This window comes from Bradyrhizobium sp. P3_C3 (genome assembly GCF_056402655.1).
This window is the reverse complement of record NZ_JBFUGY010000062.1, coordinates 1-19,487: the sequence shown is the minus strand read 5'-3', so window position 1 is coordinate 19,487 and position 19,487 is coordinate 1. Positions and strand designations below refer to the sequence as shown.

The window sequence follows — 19,487 nt, the reverse complement described above, 5'->3', positions numbered from 1 at the left end:
GGTTTTCGCATCCGGGCTGTTCTCTCCCCTCAGGAAAATGCTAAACCGCTCGAGTTGGGGTTTCGTTAACCAAGCTGGAACAGGGTTTTTCATGCGCATCGCGATGATCGGAACGGGCTATGTGGGACTGGTGTCCGGAGCCTGCTTTGCGGATTTCGGTCACGACGTCACCTGCGTCGACAAGGACGAGAAGAAGATCGCGGCGCTTCATCGCGGCGAGATTCCSATCTACGAGCCCGGCCTCGACGAGCTGGTCGCGACCAATGTSAAGGCCAAGCGGCTCGACTTCACCACCGATTTGTCGAAGCCGGTCGCGGACGCCGATGCCGTCTTCATCGCGGTCGGCACGCCSTCGCGCCGCGGCGACGGTCACGCCGATCTSTCCTATGTCTAYGCCGCYGCGCGCGAGATCGCGCAGTCGCTGTCGGGCTTCACCGTCGTCGTGACCAAGTCGACCGTCCCGGTCGGCACCGGCGACGAGGTCGAGCGTATCATCCGCGAGACCAACCCTTCGGCCGACGTCGTCGTCGCCTCCAACCCCGAATTCCTGCGTGAGGGCGCGGCGATCCGCGACTTCAAGTATCCCGACCGCGTCGTCGTCGGCACCTCCGACGAGCGCGGCCGCAAGGTGATGGGCGACGTCTATCGCCCGCTGTCGCTGAACCAGGCCCCGCTGATGTTCACGGCGCGCCGCACCGCCGAGATGATCAAATACGCCGCGAACGCGTTCCTCGCGACCAAGATCACCTTCATCAACGAGATCGCCGATCTCTCGGAAAAGGTCGGCGCCGACGTGCAGGAGGTCGCGCGCGGCATCGGCCTCGACAACCGCATCGGCACCAAGTTCCTGCATGCGGGTCCGGGCTTCGGCGGCTCCTGCTTCCCGAAGGACACCAAGGCGCTGATCAAGATCGCACAGGACTATGACGTGAACCTGCGCATCGTCGAAGCCGTGCTGGCGGTCAATGAGAACCGCAAGCGCGCGATGGCGCGCAAGGTCAGCCAGGCGCTCGGCGGTAGCTTGCGCGGCAAGACCATCGCCGTGCTCGGCCTCACCTTCAAGCCCGACACCGACGACATGCGCGATGCGCCGTCGATCCCGCTCGTCACCGGCCTGATCGACATGGGTGCGACGGTCAAGGCTTTCGATCCCGTCGGCATGGAACAGGCCAAGGGTGAGTTGCCGAACATCACCTATTGCGAGGACGCCTATTCGTGCGCGCAAGGCGCCGATGCGCTCGTTATCGTCACCGAGTGGGTGCAGTTCCGCGCGCTCGATCTCCACCGGCTGAAGGCGGTCATGACCCAGCCCGTCGTGGTCGATCTCCGCAACGTCTACCGTCCCGAAGACATGGAAGCCGCTGGCTTCACCTACGAGAGCATCGGCCGACCGCCGGTGCAGGGCTGACGGTCCACTGCCGCAACGATTTCGTCATGGCCGGGCTTGTCCCGGCCATCCACGTCTGTTTCTAGTCGAAGACGTGGATGCCCGGCACAAGGCCGGGCATGACGAATGGATAGGCCTTGCCCCGCAGCTTCGACACGCCCCTCCCGATCGATGCCGTGCTCGACGACCTCTCGCGCACGCTGGAGGCGCATAATTCGGCTGTGCTGGTGGCGCCGCCCGGCGCCGGCAAGACCACGCGCGTACCGCTGGCGCTGCTGGATGCCCCTTGGGCCGCGGGCAAGAAGATCATCGTGCTGGAGCCGCGGCGTATCGCTGCGCGGGCGAGTGCCGAGCGCATGGCCAAGTCGCTTCGAGAGCGGGCCGGCGAAACCGTCGGCTACCGCGTCCGCTTCGGCTCGAAGATCTCGCGCGCGACGCGCATCGAGGTAGTGACCGAGGGGATCTTCACCCGCCAGATCCTCGACGATCCCGAGCTCTCCGGCATCGCGGCCGTCCTGTTCGACGAATTCCACGAGCGCTCGCTCGATGCCGACATGGGCCTCGCGCTGGCGCGCGACGCGCAAACCGGCCTGCGCGAGGATCTGCGCATCCTCGTGATGTCAGCAACGCTCGACGGCGCGCGCGTGGCAAAGCTGCTCGGGGAGGCGCCCGTTGTCGAGAGCGAGGGCCGCGCCTTTCCGGTCGAGACGCGCTATCTCGGCCGCAAGGCGGATGCGCCGGTCGAGCGGCAAATGGCGGATGCGATTGCGTCCGCGCTGCGTGCCGACAGTGGCTCGGTGCTGGCGTTCCTGCCGGGCGCCGCTGAAATCCGCCGCACCCAGAATTTCCTCAGCGAGCGCGTCCAGGATGCCAGCATCGAGATCGTGCCGTTGTTCGGCGCGCTCGACGCTGCCGTGCAGGACCGCGCGATCGCGCCCGCGCCAAAGGGCACGCGCAAGGTGGTGCTGGCGACCTCGATCGCGGAGACCTCGCTCACCATCGAGGGCGTGCGCATCGTGGTCGATTCCGGCCTCGCCCGCGTGCCGCGCTACGAGCCCGACATCGGCCTGACGCGGCTCGAGACCGTGCGCGCCGCGCGCGCGGCGGTGGACCAGCGCCGCGGCCGCGCCGGCCGCACCGAACCCGGCGTCTGCTACCGGCTCTGGGACGAGCCGCAGACGGCCTCGCTCGCGCCCTACACCCAGCCGGAAATCCTCAGTGCCGACCTCTCCTCGCTGGTGCTCGACCTCGCGCAATGGGGCGTCGCCGATCCTTCGGCGCTGTCATTCCTCGATCCGCCGCCGCTGCCCGCCTGGAAAGAGGCGAAAAGCCTTCTCTCCGAGCTCAACGCGCTCGATGGCGACGGCCGCATCACCGCCGAAGGCAAAAGCCTGCGCGCGCTGGCGCTGCCGCCGCGGCTGGCGCGCATGATCGTGGATTCGCATCGCGTAGGCAGCGGCGAAGCCGCCGCCGAGATCGCGGCCATCATCACCGAGCGCGGGCTCGGCGGCGACAGCGTCGATCTCGAGTACCGGCGCGATCAGTTCCGCCGCGATCGCTCGCCGCGCGCCGCGAGCGCGCGCGATCTCGCACGTCGCTGGGCTTCGCAGGTGGCGGCGTCGGAGAAGGCCACAGCCGGACAGGATGATCTCTCGACCGGCCTGATGCTCGCCTACGCCTTCCCGGACCGCGTCGCGCGCAATCGCGGCAATGGCACCTTCGTGCTCGCCAATGGTCGCGGCGCCGCGGTGGAGCAGACCTCGTCGCTCGCCCGCGCGCCCTACATCGCGATCGGCGAGATGACGGGCACGGCGGCGAGCGGCCGCATTCTGCTGGCAGCGCCGATCAGCGAGGACGACATCGAGCGGCATTTCGCCGAGCATATCGAGACCGTCGACGAGATCTCCTTCGACCGTGGCGCGATGGCGCTGCGCGCGCGGCGCAAGCGCGCGCTGCATGCGATCACGCTGTCTGAGGCAACACTCGCGGTGTCGCCTTCGGAGGAGACCGCGCGGATCTTCGCCGATGGGCTGATTGCCGCAGGTCTCGACCGGTTGCCCTGGTCGAAGGCCGCAAAGCAGTGGCGCGACCGCGTGATGTTTCTGCGCAAGGCCGAGGGCGACAGCTGGCCCGATTTGTCCGACGACGGACTGATCGCGCGGCGCGACGACTGGCTGGTGCCGGCGCTCTACGACAAGATCGCGCTGAAAGACATCTCGGCCGGCGATCTCTCCGACGCGCTGATGGGGCTGTTGCCCTGGGAGATGCGCGCAAGGCTCGATCGCGAGGCACCGACGCATTTCGAGGCGCCGACCGGCAGCGTGCTCGCGATCGACTACGAGGCCGAGCAGGGGCCGACCATCGCGGTGCGGCTCCAGGAGTTGTTCGGGCTCAACACCCATCCGTCGATCGCGGCCGGCAAGGTACCGCTGGTGCTGGAATTGCTGTCGCCGGCGCAGCGCCCGGTGCAGGTGACGCGCGACCTCCCCGGTTTCTGGCGCGGCAGCTACGCCGCGGTACGCTCCGACCTGCGCGGCCGCTACCCGCGCCATCCCTGGCCGGAGGATCCGGCGAGTGCGCTGCCGACCCGGCGGGTCAAGCCGCGCGGGACCTGAGAAGCCACGAAGGCGTATTAACCCTCCGCTCATCCTTCTCGTCAAAATAGCGGCGCTCTGACCGCAGCGTCGCTCGCGGCCAGACGTGTCGCGTGGTGAAATCGAGCTTTCCGGCTCGGAAGTGGTGTGATGCGTAACATAATGATCCTCGCGGCCATCATGATCGGCCTCGGCACGTTCATGGCGCAGATGGCGGACAGGATGAGTTCCGCCTCCGCGACGTCAGCGCCGCGCACGACGATTGCGGTTGCTGCGACGGCGCCGGCCGGTGGGCGCAGCCTCGCCATCTCCCGCGATGGCCGTGGCCATTTTCAGGCCGAAGGCCGCATCGACGGCCAGCGGATCGGCTTCATGATCGACACCGGCGCCTCCGTGGTCGCGCTGAACGAGAGCTCGGCCGCCCGCTTTGGCCTGCGTCCTTCGCGCGGCGAGTACAACGCCACCGTCTCGACCGCCAACGGCACCATCAAGGCGGCGCGCACGCGCATCGCCATGCTCGAGGTCGGCGGCCTCGTCGTGCGCGACGTTGACGCCATGGTGCTGCCGGACGAGGCTCTGTCGGAGAACCTGCTCGGCCTCTCCTTCCTGTCCCGCCTCAAGCGCTTCGAATACGCCAACGGCCAGATGGTGCTGGAGCAGTAAGCCGCCTCAAAAGGCTCTCGCCGCGCCGACGAACGGTCGTTCGCACGGATTTTTTTCAGGACGGCATTGGCGGAAGTCTCGCGCCGGGCCGCGTTTTCCCGTTACCAAACTGCCGCAATTATAAGCCATAAGCTGCCATTCCCGCCTTCCGCTGCGGCCCGGCATTCGCTAAGGCTGCATCAATTCCCGCCATTTTCACGAGACCGTCTCAATGTTCCCCAAGCCGAAATCCGTCTTGTTGCCCAACACCTATGCCTTCGAATCCGAGCCGATGGTGAAGGCCACGGGTTTTCGCGAATACGACGCGCGCTGGTTGTTCCAGAAGGAAATCAACCTGATGGGGATCCAGGCGCTCGGCATGGGGCTGGGCGCGCTGATTGCGGAGCTCGGCGTCAAGCAGGAGATCGTCACCGGCCATGATTTCCGCGGCTATTCGGCCTCGATCAAATATGCGCTGATTTCCGGCCTGATGGCTGCGGGCTGCAAGGTGCACGACATCGGGCTCGCGGTGACGCCGATGGCCTATTTCGCGCAGTTCGACCTCGACGTGCCCTGCTGCGCCATGGTCACGGCCTCGCACAACGACAATGGCTGGACCGGCGTGAAGATGGGCGCCAACCGCCCGCTGACCTTCGGCCCCGACGAGATGACGCGGCTGAAGGAGATCGTGCTCAACGCCGAATTCAAGAACAAGGCCGGCGGCTCCTACCAGTTCCACGAGAATTATCCGGCGCGCTACATCGCCGATCTCACCGGCCGTCCGAAGCTGACCCGCAAGCTCAAGGTCGTCGCCGCCTGCGGCAACGGCACGGCTGGCGCGTTCGCGCCGCAGGTGCTGGAGGCGATCGGCTGCGAGGTGATCCCGCTCGACACCGAGCTCGACCACACCTTCCCGAAATACAATCCGAACCCGGAAGACATGGAAATGCTGCACGCGATCCGCGACGCGGTGCTGCATCACAAGGCCGATGTCGGCCTCGGCTTCGACGGTGACGGCGATCGCTGCGGCGTCGTCGACAACACCGGCGAGGAAATCTTCGCCGACAAGGTCGGCGTGATGCTCGCCCGCGACATGTCGGCGATCCACAAGGACGCGCATTTCATCGTCGACGTGAAGTCGACCGGCCTGTTCGTCACCGATCCCGTGCTGCAGAAGCAGGGCGCCAAGGTTGCCTATTGGAAGACCGGCCATTCCTACATGAAGCGCCGCACTCACGAGACGGGTGCGCTCGCGGGTTTCGAGAAGTCCGGCCACTTCTTCTTCAACAAGCCGTATGGACGCGGCTATGACGACGGCCTGGTGTCGGCGCTCGCGATCTGCGACATGCTCGACCGCGCGCCGGGCAAGTCGATGGCCGATCTGAAGAACGCGCTGCCGAAAACCTGGTCGTCGCCGACCATGTCGCCGCATTGCGCCGACGAGACCAAGTACGGCGTCATCGACCAGGTGGTGAAGCATTTTGAAGGCCTGCAGGCCAAGGGCGCCAAGATCGGCGGCCAGGCGATCCGCGATCTCGTCACCGTCAACGGCGTACGCGTCACGGTCGAGGACGGCAGCTGGGGCCTGGTGCGCGCGTCCTCCAACAAGCCCGAGCTCGTCGTCGTGGTCGAGAGCCCGGTCTCCGAGCAGCGCATGCACGACATGTTCGAGATGGTGAACAGCGTGCTCCGCACGCATCCCGAAGTCGGCGCGTACAATCAGACGATTTGATGCGGCGAGGCGAGCGCCGTCACACATACCGTGTCATGCCCCGCGCAGGCGGGGCATCCAGTACGCCGCGGCCTCTCGGTTCAATCGCAGGCGTCTCGGAGTACTGGATCGCCCGGTCAAGCCGGGCGATGACAGCTTCTTTGTAGTGAGACTTAAGCCGCCACCACCGCCGGGATCGGCAGCGCGGTGACCGACTTGATCTTCTCCATCGCAAAGCGCGAGGTGACGTTCTTCAGCGGCACGGCGCTGATCAGCTTCTTGTAGAACACGTCATAGGCCTGCATGTCGGCGACCACGACGCGCAGCATGTAGTCGACGTCGCCGGCCATGCGGTAAAACTCCATCACCTCGGGCATGGCGCTCACGGCCTCGGCGAACTTCTTCAGCCAGGCGTCCGAATGGTCGGCGCTCTCGACTGACACGAACACGGAGATGCCGAGCCCGATCTTGTTCTGGTCCACCAGGGCGACCCGCTTCAGGATCACGCCGTCGGCCTCGAGGCGCTGGATGCGCTTCCAGCAGGGGGTCGAGGACAGCCCGACGCGGTCGCCGATCTCGGCGACGGAGAGGGAGGCATCCTCCTGGAGCACCATCAGGATCTTGCGGTCGATGGCGTCGAGGCGGCGGCTGGTCTCGGGGAGTTGGACAGCGAGGTCAGTCATTTGAAGAACTTTGTTCCATTTATGGGGCTTATTTCCCTGATATAGAGAAAATCTTTCCACGGCAAGCCCATAATCTCGGCGTAACAGTGGAACTTCTCTAGAGCCTGCCTCGTAAAAGCTCTTCAACTTCAACGCGTTGTGGGGCGGCCATGCCGCCACCATGGCGGGTGCATTTCAGCGCTGCGGCGGCCGCGGCGAATCGCAGCGCCTCCGGCACCTCCTCGCCCTCGGCGAGGCCAAGCGCGAAGGCGCCATGGAAGACGTCGCCGGCCCCGAGCGTGTCGACCGCCTGAACCGGGAAGGCCGGGGTCTCCTCCAGTTCGCCCGCCTCGTTCAGCCAGATCGTGCCACGCGGGCCGCGCGTGGCGGCGAGAAAGGCCGGCGTCAGCTTGGCCAGTTGCTTCAACGCGCCGCCGTCGTCGGTGACGCCGGCCGTCTCCTGCACCTGGTCGCTGGCGAACAGCAGGTGCGAGGCGGCCGTGAGCAGGCCGTCCTGCAACGACATCGCGCGATCGACGCCGACGATGACGGGAATGCCGCGCCGTCGCGCCTCGGCGCAGAGATCGATACAAAGGGCGCCGCAGCGGCTCTCGACGAGGACTGCCCGGCAATCGGCGAGCAACTCGTCACCGTCCGGCAGCTTCACGCTCCACAGAGCGGGATCGCGATAGATCGTCAGCGTCCGTTCGCCCGAGGGCTCGATCAGGATCGCCGAGACCGGCGTGGTCAGGCCGGGCATGCGCACCACGTGCGTCGTGTCGATGCCTTCAGTGGCCATCTGTTCGAGAATGAAGCCGCTCGACGCTTCCTGTGCATCGCCCATTGGGCCTGCGAAGGAGACGCGGCCACCGAGCCGCGCAATGGCGATCGCAGCATTGAGCGCGTTGCCGCCGCAGATCTCGGCGAGATGCGTGGCGTTGGCCTTGCTGCCACGCGCGGGCACGGCCTCGACGCGAAAGGTGAGGTCGCGCACGGGAATGCCGATGCAGAGGATGCGCGGCGCAGTCCCTGATGTGGCCACCGGCGGCCCCAGCTTACGCGCCGGTCTTGTCGTGCACCCAGCGGCCGAGCAAATGGTGGGCGATCGCGAACGGATGCGGGCCGGCGAGCCCGTCCGGATGCGTCCGCGTCAGCATCAGCGCGGCCTCCTCGCGAGTGAACCAGCGCGCGTCCTCCAGCTCGGAATGATCGACGACGACGTCCTCGTTCAGCGCCCGCGCGCTGCAGCCGATCATCAGCGACGATGGATAGGGCCAGGGCTGCGTCATGTAATACTGCACGTCGGTGCAGCGGATTCCGGATTCTTCGAGGATTTCCCGGCGTACCGCGTCCTCGATGGTCTCGGCGACCTCGACGAAGCCGGCGAGGCAGGAATACATTCCCGGCGGAAACTGCTTCTGGCGGCCCAGCAGGCACTTCTCGCCCGAGGCGACCAGCATGATCACGACGGGATCGGTGCGCGGAAAATGCTCGGCCTTGCAAGCAGGGCACTCGCGCTTCCAGCCGCCTTCCTTCATCGCGCTCCGTGTGCCGCAATTGGCGCAATAGCCGTGGCGCTGATGCCAGCTCACCATCGACTTCGCCATCGCGATCGCCGAGAGCTCGTCGGGCGGAATCACGCCCTGCATCGCCATGCCGCGCAGCTCGGTGACGGTGTAGTCCTCGCGGCCGATCAGCTTCTCGGCCGCCGCCTGCGACATCCCCATGCCGAACACCGCGGCGCCGTCGCGCAACCCTAAGAAGATCGTGCCGGGGTTGGCGCCGCATTTCAGCGCCTCGTCTACTCCCAGCAGCGCGCGCGCCTTGTCGCCCTCGCGCTTCACCAGCAGCGAGTCGCGGTAGACGACGTAGGCGCGCGACGATGGCTTCTGCTCCATCGCGAACAGTTTTTCGTCGTCGCGGCGCAGATGCGCGGCGCGATCGAGGACGTGAGTGACGAAGGCCGGCTGTCCCAGCGGAAACGAGTCGAATGCTGACATTTCTTGTTCTCAACCCAACCAGATCTTGCGGCGAAGCGCGCTGATGAAAGTCTGCACCTCGGTAGCATCATGCGCCAAGGGCTTCATCACGCCCCAGACCGGCCGCGGCCATGCGGCGTCGCTGGTCCGGCGTGCGATGATATGGACGTGAAGCTGCGGCACGAGGTTGCCGAGCGCGGCGACATTGAGCTTGTCGCATTTGGTGATCTCTTTCAGCGCGCGCGAGACGCGGGAGATCTCCGTCATGAGTTGCGCCTGCTCCACCTCGTCGAGATCGATGATCTCGACCGCATCGGGTCGCCGCGGCACCAGCAGCAGCCAGGGATAATGCGCGTCCTTGATGACCAGCACCTTCGACAGCGGCAGGTCGCCGATGTCGATGGTGTCCTCTTTCAGGCGGGAGTGCAGCGACCAGGCGGGATCAGACATATGCGTTTCCGGATGGCCCGATGGGGCCGGGCGTGTTTGGCCGGACCATACGATACGGGGTCAGCCAGGGGAAGGATCGGGGCTCCGCGGTCACTGCATACGCGATCGTCGTCCCGGACAAGCGCAGCGAAGCGGAGCGCCGATCCGGGATCCATAACCACAGGAAGTGGTTATTGCGCGAGCTGGTAACTCCGTATCTTCGCCAAACCCGATCCTGTGGTTATGGGTCCCGGGTTCGCGCTTTGCGCGCCCCGGGACGACGGTCGAGTTTGTGGCAGTGCCGGCGGCTGTTTTACGCCTCCGCAAGCACCCGCGCATTGGCGCGGACGGAGGCCTCGCTGACGCGGATGCCGAGGCCCGGGCCGTCGGGCACTACGACATGGCCGGCGCGGTTGGCAACGCGCTCTTCCAGCACGTCCTCGGTCAGCACGTGATGCGGCATGTAGAATTCGCAGCCGAGCGAGATGCCCGGCGTTGCCGCGATCAGCTGCGTCCCGGCGGCAAGCCCGATGCCGCCCTCCCACAGCGTGCCGCCATAGCCGGGCAGGCCGGCGGTGTCGGCGATCGCCATGATCGCCTGCGCCTCGAACAGGCCGCCGGCCTTCATCAGCTTGATCGAGACGGCATCGGCCGCCTCGCGGCGCACCACCTCCATCATGTCGCGGCGGTCGAAACAGCTTTCGTCGGCGAGAACGGGTGTTTCCAGCGCCGCGGTGAGCTGCGCCATCACGTCGAGATATTTTCGCGGCACCGGCTGCTCGATGAAGGTCGGCGCGAATTCCTCGACATCGCGCAAAATCTTGATCGCGCCGAACGGCGCCAGCGCCTGGTTGTAATCGACGCGCAGGTCGACCTTGTCGCCGAATTCCTTACGGATCGCTTCGAGATGATCGAGGTCCTCGCGATGCGGCTTCACGCCGGTCTTGACCTTGTAGATGACGTTGCCGTCCGGAACCATCTTTCGCATGCGCTCGAGATCGGCGGCGAAATCGGGATCGGCGATGGAGAAGGAGAGGGGAATCGTGTCGCGCACGCGGCCGCCGAGCAGGTCGGCGACCGACAATCCTGACGACTTGCCGACGATGTCGAGCAGCGCCATCTCGATTCCGACCTTGGCCTCGGCATGACCGACCAGCGTACGGTCGAGCTCGGCCATCAGCGCGCGAATGCGGCGCACGGGTTTGCCGAGCACGATCGGCCGCAGATAGATGTCGAGCGCGGAGAAGGCCGATTCCGGCGTCCCCGTGAACACTTCCCACGGTGCCGCCTCGCCCCAGCCGATCACGCCGTCGCTCGCGGTGAGCTCGATCAGCACGCGCTTCACCGTGCCCTTGACGTTGCCGACGCCCTGGAGGCGCGCCATCTTGATCGGGCTCTCGATCAGGAACAGCCTGATGCGTTCGATGGTTGCTTCGGTCATGTCAGGCCTCCATTGACGTGCCAGACCTGGCCGGTGACGTAAGACGCTCTCGGTGATGCCAGGAAGGCGATGATCTCGGCCACTTCCTCCGGCCGCCCGCGGCGGCGCATCGGGATCAGTGCCTCGGTGGTCGCGATCTGCTCGGGCGAGAGCCGGCTCTCGCTTGGCTTGTCCTTGACGATGAGGCCGGGTGACACCGCATTGACGGTGATGCCGTCTTTTGCGAGCTCGATCGCGGTGAGACGCACCAGCGCTTCGAGCGCGGAGCGGCTTGCCGCCGTCGCGGCAAAGGGTGCGAATTCGGGCCGTATCGCATGCGCGACGAAAGAAGAGACCGCCACGATCCGCGCATCGCGGCCGGCACGCAGGAGCGGCAGCGCGGCGTCGACCAGCCGCGTGAACGCCAGTGCCGATTCGTCCATCGCCTGCCGGAACTGATCCGCCGGCGTGCCGATCGCGCTGCCGCGGCGGGCATGACCGCCGACCAGGATCAATCCGTCGAGCCGTCCGAAAGCGCGTTGCGCGGCGGCGACGGCGTCGGTGACGGCTGCTTCCTCGGCGAGATCGCATAGGCATTTTGCGACGGCGGCGCCTTTCGCTTTGGCTTCGGCCGCGGTGGCATCGAGACCTTCCGCGTTCGAGCGGGTGTGGAGCAGAAGCGCGGTGCCGGGCGCGGCGAGCAGCTTTGCGGTGGCGCGGCCGATGCCGCTGGCGGCACCGGTGACGAGATAGGCGCGATCGATGTCAGGCATCACGGTGCTACGTTGGCCGGCGGCAACGCGCCGGTGCGGTGGAAATGGCTGAGGAAGGCGCGCGTCGCGGCTTCCTGCGGGTTGTCGATCACCTGCCGCGCCGGACCTTCCTCGACCACGACGCCGTCGCGCATGAAGATGAGGCGGTCGGCGACCTCGCGGGCGAAGGCGATCTCATGGGTCACGATCACCATGGTCATGCCTTCCGAGGCCAGCCGCTGCATGACGGCGAGCACTTCGCCGACGAGCTCGGGATCGAGCGCCGAGGTGGCCTCGTCGAACAGCATCACATCAGGCTCCATCGCGAGCGCACGCGCGATCGCGACGCGCTGCTTCTGCCCGCCGGACAGCGTCGCCGGATATTGGTCGGCCTTTTCCACAAGGCCCACTTTGGCAAGCTGCGCACGCGCGAGCTTCTCGGCGTCCGCCTTGGCCATGCGCCGCACTGTGACGGGCCCCTCCATGACGTTCTGAAGCGTCGTCATGTGCGGGAACAGATTAAAATGCTGGAACACCATGCCGGTGGTGGTGCGGAATTTTGCGAGTGTCTTCACGTCCGGAAGCTTCGCGCCTTCGCCGAATTGGAAGCTTGTGTCGCCGACGCGGACGCTGCCGCCGTCGGGGACGACCAGCAGATTGATGCAGCGGAGCAGTGTCGACTTGCCGGAGCCGGATGGGCCGATCAGCGCCACCACGCCCCCCTTGGCGACGTCGAGGCTGATGTTCTTCAAAACCTCGTTGCTGCCAAAGCTCTTGCGCAGAGCCCGGATCTCGATTTTCGAAGTGTTCTTGGAGGGCTCGCTCATTCGCTGACCGCCAGTCGCTTCTCGCCGCGGCGGACGATGATGGTCAGGGGAATCAGGATCGCCGCATAGGCGACCGCGACCGCCGTGTAGGTCTCCAGCGGCCGGTAGCTGTCATGGGCGGCGACCTGGCTCTGGTAGACGAGGTCGGGCACGGCGAGCACCGAAACCAGCGAGGTGTTCTTGAACTGGATGATCGACTGGTTCATCAGCGCCGGGATCATGCGCTTGATCGCCTGCGGAAGCACGATGCGCCGCATGCTCTGTCCCGGCGTCATGCCGAGCGCGGCGCCGGCTTCGGACTGGCCCTTGTCGATCGAGATGATGCCGCCGCGGATGATTTCAGAATAGAACGAGCCGCCATAGAGCGAGAGCGCGAGCGCCGAGGCCGTGATCGGCGTCATCTCGACGCCGGCCAGGATCGGCAGCGCGTAATAGAACCAGATCAGCTGCACCAGGATCGGCGTGCAGCGGAACGCCTCGATGAAGGTAAGGGCGACCAGACGCACCGCCTTGAAGCGCGACAGGCTGCCGAACGCGCCGAACAGGCCGAAGACGAGACCGAGCACGACGATGACCACGGTGAAGCCGACGGTGACGCCAAGCCCGTTGAGAAAGAGCCAGCGATAGCTCCAGAGGATGCCGAAGTCCCACTGATACATGCGTGTTCTTACTCGTACCCGATGTCGCCCAGAAATTCGTCGTCATGCCCGGGCTTAGCCGTCCGAAGGACGGCGTCGCTTCCGCTCGCCTATGTCCCGGGCATCCACGTTCTCGGTGCCGGGTGTAAGGCGTGGATGGCCGGGACCAGCCCGGCCATGACGGTGTGGATACTTCAGGCGCTCATCACCTACAGCGAAACGCCCGGCGGAATGTCCGCTTCGGTCACGCCCACCAGCTCCATGTTGGTGATGATCGCGTTGCGGATGAAGCCGAGGCCCTTGTTGAAGTCGATCCAGGTGTTGACGTAGTCGCGGAAGGTCTTGTCGTTCTCGCGGCGGAAGCCGGCATTCGACGTTGTGGCGAAGATCGGCGTCGGCAGCACGAACTGGCCGAGCGAGGGATTCTTCTTCAGCACGGTCAGCGACAGCATGGTGATCAGGCACTGCGCGTCCACGCGGCCGGTTTGCAGCGCGGCGGTGGCATCGTCGGCGGTCTTCAGTCGTGAGATCTGCGCCTTCGGCGTCAGGCGGCTGACGACCTGGTCGTGGGACGAGCCCTGGTCGACGGCGATCTTGACGTCGGGCGAGTTCAGCTCGGCCCAGCTCTTCGGCTTGAAGTCCTTCTTGCAGAGGATGCCGAAGGCGTTGTTGAAGACCGGCACCGAGAAGTCGACCACCAGCGCGCGCTTCGGGGTCGGGTTGAGGCCGAAGAAGATGTCGATCTTGTTGGACTGCAGATCGAGCACCGAATTGCCCCAGGTGGTCTCGGTGATCTCGAGCTCGGCCTCCATGTCGTCGGCCAGCCCCTTGGCGATGTCGATGTAGAAGCCCTTCCACTGGCCGCTGGCGAGGTCCTTCATGTAATAGGGCGCGCCACCGCCGACCGCGCCGATCCGCATCTTCTTGGTGCGGCGAATGCGGGCAAAGGTCGATTCGTTGGAATCCGCTGCGGTCTGCGCCACGGCCGGTGAGGCCAGCGTGGCCGCAGCCATCGCGCCAAGTCCGACAATCGATGCGACATCACGACGTGTAACCATTTTGAGGAATCGCTTTTCTGGTTGGATGAAGGTGTGTGGTTGAGCTCGCGCAAAAAATTCGCCCATCAATCGGCGTCAGCCGGCTGAAAAATGCTCTGGATCGGATTTTCGCGCACCCTTTGTTTCGGTTCCGGCAGGATTTCATAGAAAGGCGCTGCCGGGCGGGCCCTGTCAAGACTCGATTGCCTCAGGGATGTGCGGGGCCTCGAAGATAGGCAGGGAGCCTATCGGCTTGACGCATTCGGAGGCGAATGGCGGCGTCTGCGCCTCGCGGCAAAAATGCCGCGGCGATGCGCTACGGCACCGCCCGGCAAGCGCGTCGGTTCTAGTTATTTTCGCGAGAAAATTGAGAGGCTTCGGCGGTTCGCTTTAAAAATGCGAACGGCGCCCTGTCGGCGCCGTTCGCCGAAGACGGCGAGAGGTCGGTGCGGATCGACCGACCCTATTCCGCGGCCTTTTCCGTAGCCTTGGCACGAACGGTCGCGAGGCGCGTCAGCGCGTCGCGGACGCCCGCGCCATAGGCGGGATCGGCCTTGGTGCAATTGGCGATGTGCCGTTCCTGGATCGCGATGGCCGCCGCTCCGACAGCACGCGCCGTGTTGTCGAACAAGGCCTGCCGCTGGGCTGCGTTCATCTTGCGAAAGAGGTCGCCGGGCTGCCGATAGTGATCGTCGTCGATGCGGTGATCCCAATGTGCGGCTGCACCATCGATCTCGAGCGGCGGCTCGTTGAGATCGGGCTGGTCCGTCCACTCGCCGCGGCTGTTCGGGAAATAGGTCGGCGTCCTCCCGAGATTGCCGTCGGTCCGCATTGCACCATCGCGATGGTAGCTGTGATACGGGCATTTCGGCGCGTTGACCGGGATCAGATGATGGTTGACGCCGAGGCGATAGCGCGCCGCGTCCCCGTAGGAGAACAGCCTCGCCTGCAGCATCTTGTCGGGCGAGAAGCCGATGCCCGGAACGACATGGGCCGGCGAGAAGGAGGCCTGTTCGACCTCGGCGAAGACGTTTTCCGGATTGCGGTTCAGCTCGAAATGGCCGACCTCGATCAGTGGGAAGTCCGCCTTCGGCCAGACCTTGGTCAGGTCGAACGGGTTGAAGGCAAACGCCTTGGCCTGGTCGTCGGTCATGATCTGCACGAACATCGTCCAGCGCGGGAAATCGCCGCGTTCGATGCTCTCGAAAAGGTCGCGCTGGTGAGTCTCGCGGTCCTTGCCGATGAGGGCTTCGGCCTCGGCGTCGGTCAGGTTTTCGATGCCCTGCTGCGTCCGGAAGTGAAACTTCACCCAGGTCCGCTCATTGGCGGCATTGATGAAGCTGTAGGTATGGCTGCCGAAGCCATGCATGTGCCTGAAGCTTCTGGGAAGGCCGCGCTCGCTCATCACGATGGTGACCTGGTGCAGAGCCTCCGGCAACAACGTCCAGAAATCCCAATTGTTGTCGGCGCTGCGCATTCCGGTTCGGGGATCGCGCTTGATCGCATGATTGAGGTCGGGAAAGCGCAAGGGATCGCGGAAGAAGAACACGGGCGTGTTGTTGCCCACCATGTCCCAATTGCCTTCCTCGGTGTAGAACTTCAGCGCAAAGCCGCGGATGTCGCGTTCGGCGTCGGCTGCGCCGCGCTCGCCGGCCACCGTCGAGAAGCGTGCGAACATCGGCGTCTGCTTGCCGACTTCCGAGAAGATCTTCGCTTTGGTGTATCGGGTGATGTCATTGGTCACGGTGAAGGTGCCGAAGGCGCCGGAACCCTTGGCATGCATCCGTCGCTCCGGGATCACTTCGCGATCGAAATGTGCTAGCTTCTCGATCAGCCAGACGTCTTGCAGCAGCGCGGGCCCGCGGCGGCCCGCGGTCATGATGTTGAGGTTATCGCTGACGGGCGCGCCCGTCGCATGGGTCAAACGTTTCGGCTCATCGGCCATGGGATGCTCCTGAATATGGGGTCATTGGCTATTGCTGCCCGCGTGCGAAATCTCAGGCTCGCATGGGTCCACAGCAGTCGATTTCGAGATCGCACTGTCCTTGCGCGAACGCCGGTCAGCCGTGCCAATGCGAGTTGCGGATGACGCTGCAGAAATTGCCGCGATGGAAATGCGGCTCCTTGTCGGCGATCACGTCGGCCTTGACGTTGCCGAACGTCGTGTCAGGCCGATGCTTGATGCCGTCGTAGAAGGCCTGGATGATGTCTTCCTTGAAGTGCGGCGTGCGCGGAAACGCCTTCACGACCGCCTCGCGCTCCGCGTCGGAATATTCGCCGTAGGTGAGCCCGAGCACGTCCATCTCGACGCCTGCGGTCACCAGCGCCACGACGGGGTGCATGTGCTGGGGAACGCCCGGCGTGGTGTGCAGGGCGATCGCGGTCCAGACCGTGTAGGCGTCGGCTTCCGAAATGCCGTGGCTGCGCAGGAAATCGCGCGCGGCGTGGGCGCCATCGACCTCGAAGCGCTCGTGCTTGCTGCCATGACCCGGCATCAGGCCGATGTCGTGAAACATGGCGCCGGCGTAAAGCAGCTCGCGGTCGAAGGTCAGTCCGCGGCGGACGCCGGCCATCGCACCGAACTGATAGACGCGGCTGGAATGGTTGAAGAGCAGGTCCGTTTCGGTATCGCGGATGTATTCGGTAATGGCACGCGCCAGCTTGCTTTCGGGAATGACGGCGGCCTCGGTGATTTCTGACATGAGCAGCTCCTGAAGTTTTGGATCGCGTTCACTGTAAATCCGGGCTACGTTGTCTTAAATCGACGTAATACGTAAAAAACAGACAAATTCGGATCGAGGCGGACATGGGCGCAAAGCCGAAACCAAGGACGGTTGTGATCGTGGCGCTGCCAGGCGTGCAGCTGCTCGATGTCGCAGGACCGCTCGACGTGTTCGCTGAGGCGAACGTGCAGGCCGGCTATCCTGCCTATGCCTTGTTCGTGGCGGGCGCGGAGCCAGGGCCGATCCGCAGTTCCTCAGGCGTCCAGCTGATGCCCGACCGAATCGTCGACCGCGACTTCCAGGAGCCGATCGACACCTTGCTGGTGGCGGGATGCCCGAACGCGGCCGAAGTCCCGGCGGAGGGGAGCGTGATCGACTGGCTGCGCCGGCGGGCTTCGCGGACCCGCAGATTCGGCTCGGTGTGCAGCGGGGCCTTCTTCCTTGCCGCCGCCGGCCTCCTTGATGGCAGGCGGGTCACGACGCATTGGGCGGTCGCAGACATGCTGGCCAGCAAATTCCCGTCGGTCACCGTGGACAAGGATGCCATCTACGTTACCGACGGCAAGCTCCGCACGGCCGCCGGCGTGACCGCAGGGCTCGATCTGGCGCTGGCCCTGGTCGAGGAAGATCTCGGGCGCGATACGGCCATGAAGGTCGCAAGCCAGCTCGTGATGTTCTTCAAGCGCCCGGGTGGGCAGATGCAGTTCACTCGCAAGGGCGAGGCTGTTCCCGCCGGCCGCGCCGCGCTGCAGGAGCTGCAGCGCTGGGTCGCCGCCAATCCCGGGCTCGACCACAGCGTCGCAAGCTTGGCGACGCGCATGGAGCTCAGTCCGAGGCATTTTGCGAGGCTGTTCCGCGCCGAGGTGGGCGTCACGCCCGCGACCTGGGTCGAGGAAGCCCGCGTCAATGCGGCGAGGCGGCTGCTCGAGTTTGGCAATGAAGCCCCAAAGCAGGTGGCGCTCCATTGTGGATTTGCCGACGCCGATACGCTGCGCCGCGCCTTCAATCGTCACGTCGGCGTGACGCCCGCCGAGTATCGCAAGCGGTTTGCGCGAATCACGGAGGTTCCAGATCGCCAACACTGAGCCGACTTCCGCGTCCAAATGGGTCGGCGGGGGCCGTCCAGCGAGGTGTGCGGGACCCGCGGATACCCGCTTGCTTTCCCGACCTTTTGGCCCCAAATAGGGACCGGGAGATTGGCGGTGGACGAGCCACTCGCCAACCGGGTCAGGTCCGGAAGGAAGCAGCCCTAACGAGGTCCGGATCGGGTCGCTCGTCAGTCTCCTACCTGTTTTTCCGAGCGAATTGCGCCGGCGGGCTTCCCGCCAGCGCGCTCCTTTCCGCAAAAGCCGGGCGAAAGACATTCCATTGCGGATCGACCGATGACCGACGCTGGCGCCCCTCCCAACCCCGACAGCGCCGGCCAGGCCAGCACGCCCTACCGGGTGCTGGCGCGCAAGTACCGGCCCTCCAGCTTCGACGACCTGATCGGCCAGGAGGCCGTGGTCCGCACCGTCTCGAACGCGTTCGAGACTGGGCGCATTCCGCAGGCCTGGATCCTCACCGGCGTCCGCGGCGTCGGCAAGACCACCACTGCGCGTATTCTGGCCCGTGCGCTCAACTACGAGATGCCGGACGGATCGGTGAAGGGCCCGACCATCCACATGCCGACCCTGGGCGTGCATTGCCAGGCGATCATGGAAAGCCGGCACATGGATGTGCTGGAGATGGACGCGGCCTCGCATACCGGCGTCGACGACGTTCGCCAGATCAATGACAGCGTGCGCTACGCGCCGGCCAGCGCCCGCTACAAGGTCTACATCATCGACGAAGTCCACATGCTGTCGACGGCGGCGTTCAACGCCTTCCTGAAGACGCTTGAGGAACCGCCGGAGCACGCCAAGTTCGTGTTCGCGACCACCGAGATCCGCAAGGTTCCGGTGACCGTGCTGTCGCGCTGCCAGCGTTTTGACCTGCGCCGGGTCGAGGCCGATGTGCTGATGAAGCACCTCGCCAATATCGCGGCGAAGGAGAACGTCGAGATCGAGCCGGAGGCGCTCGGCATCATCGCGCGCGCCGCGGAAGGCTCGGTGCGCGACTCTCTGTCGCTACTCGACCAGGCGATCGCGCACGCGGCAGGCACCGTGAAGGCGGATGCGGTCAGGCAGATGCTGGGCCTCGCCGACCGCACCCGCGTCATCGATCTGTTCGATTCGCTGGCGCGCGGCGACATCGCTGCCGCTTTCAAGGAGTTCCGCGACCAGTACGACGTCGGCGCCGATCCGATCGTCGTGCTGTCGGACCTTGCCGAGTTCGTCAATTTCGTCACCCGCGTGAAGATCGTGCCGGCGACCGCCGACAACGTCGCCTATGGCGAGACCGAGCGCGTGCGCGCGCGGGACTTCGCCTCGAAGATCTCGATGCGCGTGCTGTCGCGGATGTGGCAAATGCTGCTCAAGGGCATCACCGAGGTGCAGGCCGCGACGCGCCCCGCAGCGGCTGCCGAGATGGTGCTGGTGCGCATCGCCTATGTCGCCGACCTGCCGACGCCGGACGAAGCGATCAAGATGCTGGAGCAGAACGGCGGCGGCTCGCCGGTCGTGGGCGGCGGAAATGCCGCGCGCAACGGCGCGCCGGGTGCGCCGGTGGCTTCCGCGGCGCCGGTTGCCTCGCGCCGGTTGCCTCG

The 19,487-nt window shown here is 65.5% G+C and carries 17 protein-coding genes and 1 other RNA gene; 7 read left to right on the top strand and 11 right to left on the bottom strand.

All coding sequences use genetic code 11. The features are described from left to right. Positions 1-91: 91 nt before the first annotated feature. The 4 genes from AC1DW2_RS39580 (at position 92) to AC1DW2_RS39565 (ending at position 6,355) form a co-directional block, all read left to right on the top strand. Positions 92-1,408: a UDP-glucose dehydrogenase family protein gene (locus AC1DW2_RS39580; protein ID WP_477008735.1), complete on the top strand. Its 1,317-nt coding sequence runs from the start codon at positions 92-94 to the stop codon at positions 1,406-1,408. Positions 1,409-1,524: 116 nt separating this feature from the next. After that, entirely contained in the window at positions 1,525-4,002 is a 2,478-nt protein-coding gene (gene hrpB, locus AC1DW2_RS39575) for an ATP-dependent helicase HrpB (RefSeq protein WP_477008734.1), read from the top strand. Positions 4,003-4,131: 129 nt separating this feature from the next. Further along, on the top strand, positions 4,132-4,644 hold the full coding sequence (locus tag AC1DW2_RS39570; RefSeq protein WP_071909170.1) for a TIGR02281 family clan AA aspartic protease: 513 nt from the start codon (positions 4,132-4,134) through the stop codon (positions 4,642-4,644). Positions 4,645-4,855: 211 nt separating this feature from the next. After that, complete coding sequence (locus AC1DW2_RS39565; protein ID WP_085398210.1) at positions 4,856-6,355, top strand: phosphomannomutase/phosphoglucomutase; 1,500 nt, start codon at positions 4,856-4,858, stop codon at positions 6,353-6,355. A gap of 152 nt (positions 6,356-6,507) precedes the next feature. Here the strand turns inward: AC1DW2_RS39565 and AC1DW2_RS39560 are convergent, their stop codons facing one another. The 11 genes from AC1DW2_RS39560 to AC1DW2_RS39510 form a co-directional block, all read right to left on the bottom strand. Further along, the gene (locus AC1DW2_RS39560; protein ID WP_014491365.1) at positions 6,508-7,017 is read right to left on the bottom strand and encodes an Lrp/AsnC family transcriptional regulator; all 510 of its coding nucleotides are present in this window, start codon (positions 7,015-7,017) and stop codon (positions 6,508-6,510) included. 97 nt (positions 7,018-7,114) lie between these two features. Then, complete coding sequence (locus AC1DW2_RS39555) at positions 7,115-8,038, bottom strand: sugar kinase (RefSeq protein WP_477008733.1); 924 nt, start codon at positions 8,036-8,038, stop codon at positions 7,115-7,117. A gap of 13 nt (positions 8,039-8,051) precedes the next feature. After that, the gene (gene nudC, locus AC1DW2_RS39550) at positions 8,052-8,996 is read right to left on the bottom strand and encodes an NAD(+) diphosphatase (RefSeq protein WP_354114432.1); all 945 of its coding nucleotides are present in this window, start codon (positions 8,994-8,996) and stop codon (positions 8,052-8,054) included. Positions 8,997-9,005: 9 nt separating this feature from the next. Next, entirely contained in the window at positions 9,006-9,425 is a 420-nt protein-coding gene (locus AC1DW2_RS39545) for an HIT domain-containing protein (protein WP_063979832.1), read from the bottom strand. Positions 9,426-9,717: 292 nt separating this feature from the next. Beyond that, entirely contained in the window at positions 9,718-10,845 is a 1,128-nt protein-coding gene (locus AC1DW2_RS39540) for a muconate cycloisomerase family protein (protein WP_477008732.1), read from the bottom strand. Further along, the gene (locus AC1DW2_RS39535; RefSeq protein WP_477008731.1) at positions 10,842-11,597 is read right to left on the bottom strand and encodes an SDR family NAD(P)-dependent oxidoreductase; all 756 of its coding nucleotides are present in this window, start codon (positions 11,595-11,597) and stop codon (positions 10,842-10,844) included. The genes AC1DW2_RS39540 and AC1DW2_RS39535 overlap by 4 nt, the downstream gene beginning before the upstream one ends. Then, positions 11,597-12,403, bottom strand: coding sequence for an amino acid ABC transporter ATP-binding protein (locus AC1DW2_RS39530; RefSeq protein ID WP_477008730.1), 807 nt, complete (start codon positions 12,401-12,403; stop codon positions 11,597-11,599). Before AC1DW2_RS39530 ends, AC1DW2_RS39535 begins: the two co-directional genes overlap by 1 nt. Further along, a complete protein-coding gene (locus AC1DW2_RS39525) occupies positions 12,400-13,062 on the bottom strand; it encodes an amino acid ABC transporter permease (RefSeq protein WP_028149000.1) in 663 nt (220 codons plus the stop codon). Before AC1DW2_RS39525 ends, AC1DW2_RS39530 begins: the two co-directional genes overlap by 4 nt. 188 nt (positions 13,063-13,250) lie before the next feature. Next, positions 13,251-14,099, bottom strand: coding sequence for a transporter substrate-binding domain-containing protein (locus AC1DW2_RS39520; RefSeq protein WP_071909178.1), 849 nt, complete (start codon positions 14,097-14,099; stop codon positions 13,251-13,253). 442 nt (positions 14,100-14,541) lie between these two features. Continuing rightward, positions 14,542-16,023 (bottom strand): catalase, encoded by a 1,482-nt coding sequence (locus AC1DW2_RS39515; RefSeq protein WP_477008729.1) that lies wholly within the window; start codon positions 16,021-16,023, stop codon positions 14,542-14,544. A gap of 115 nt (positions 16,024-16,138) precedes the next feature. Then, a complete protein-coding gene (locus AC1DW2_RS39510) occupies positions 16,139-16,780 on the bottom strand; it encodes an HD domain-containing protein (RefSeq protein WP_477008728.1) in 642 nt (213 codons plus the stop codon). A 104-nt stretch (positions 16,781-16,884) separates the two neighbouring features. On the opposite strand from AC1DW2_RS39510, the gene AC1DW2_RS39505 reads away from it, so the two are divergent. From AC1DW2_RS39505 to AC1DW2_RS39495, 3 genes are all read left to right on the top strand, one after another. After that, a complete protein-coding gene (locus tag AC1DW2_RS39505; protein ID WP_477008727.1) occupies positions 16,885-17,886 on the top strand; it encodes a GlxA family transcriptional regulator in 1,002 nt (333 codons plus the stop codon). Positions 17,887-17,992: 106 nt separating this feature from the next. Continuing rightward, positions 17,993-18,089: signal recognition particle sRNA small type (ffs, locus tag AC1DW2_RS39500), an RNA gene on the top strand. A gap of 94 nt (positions 18,090-18,183) precedes the next feature. Beyond that, positions 18,184-19,487: DNA polymerase III subunit gamma/tau (locus AC1DW2_RS39495; protein WP_477008726.1), on the top strand; the 1,304-nt coding region annotated here is incomplete at its 3' end.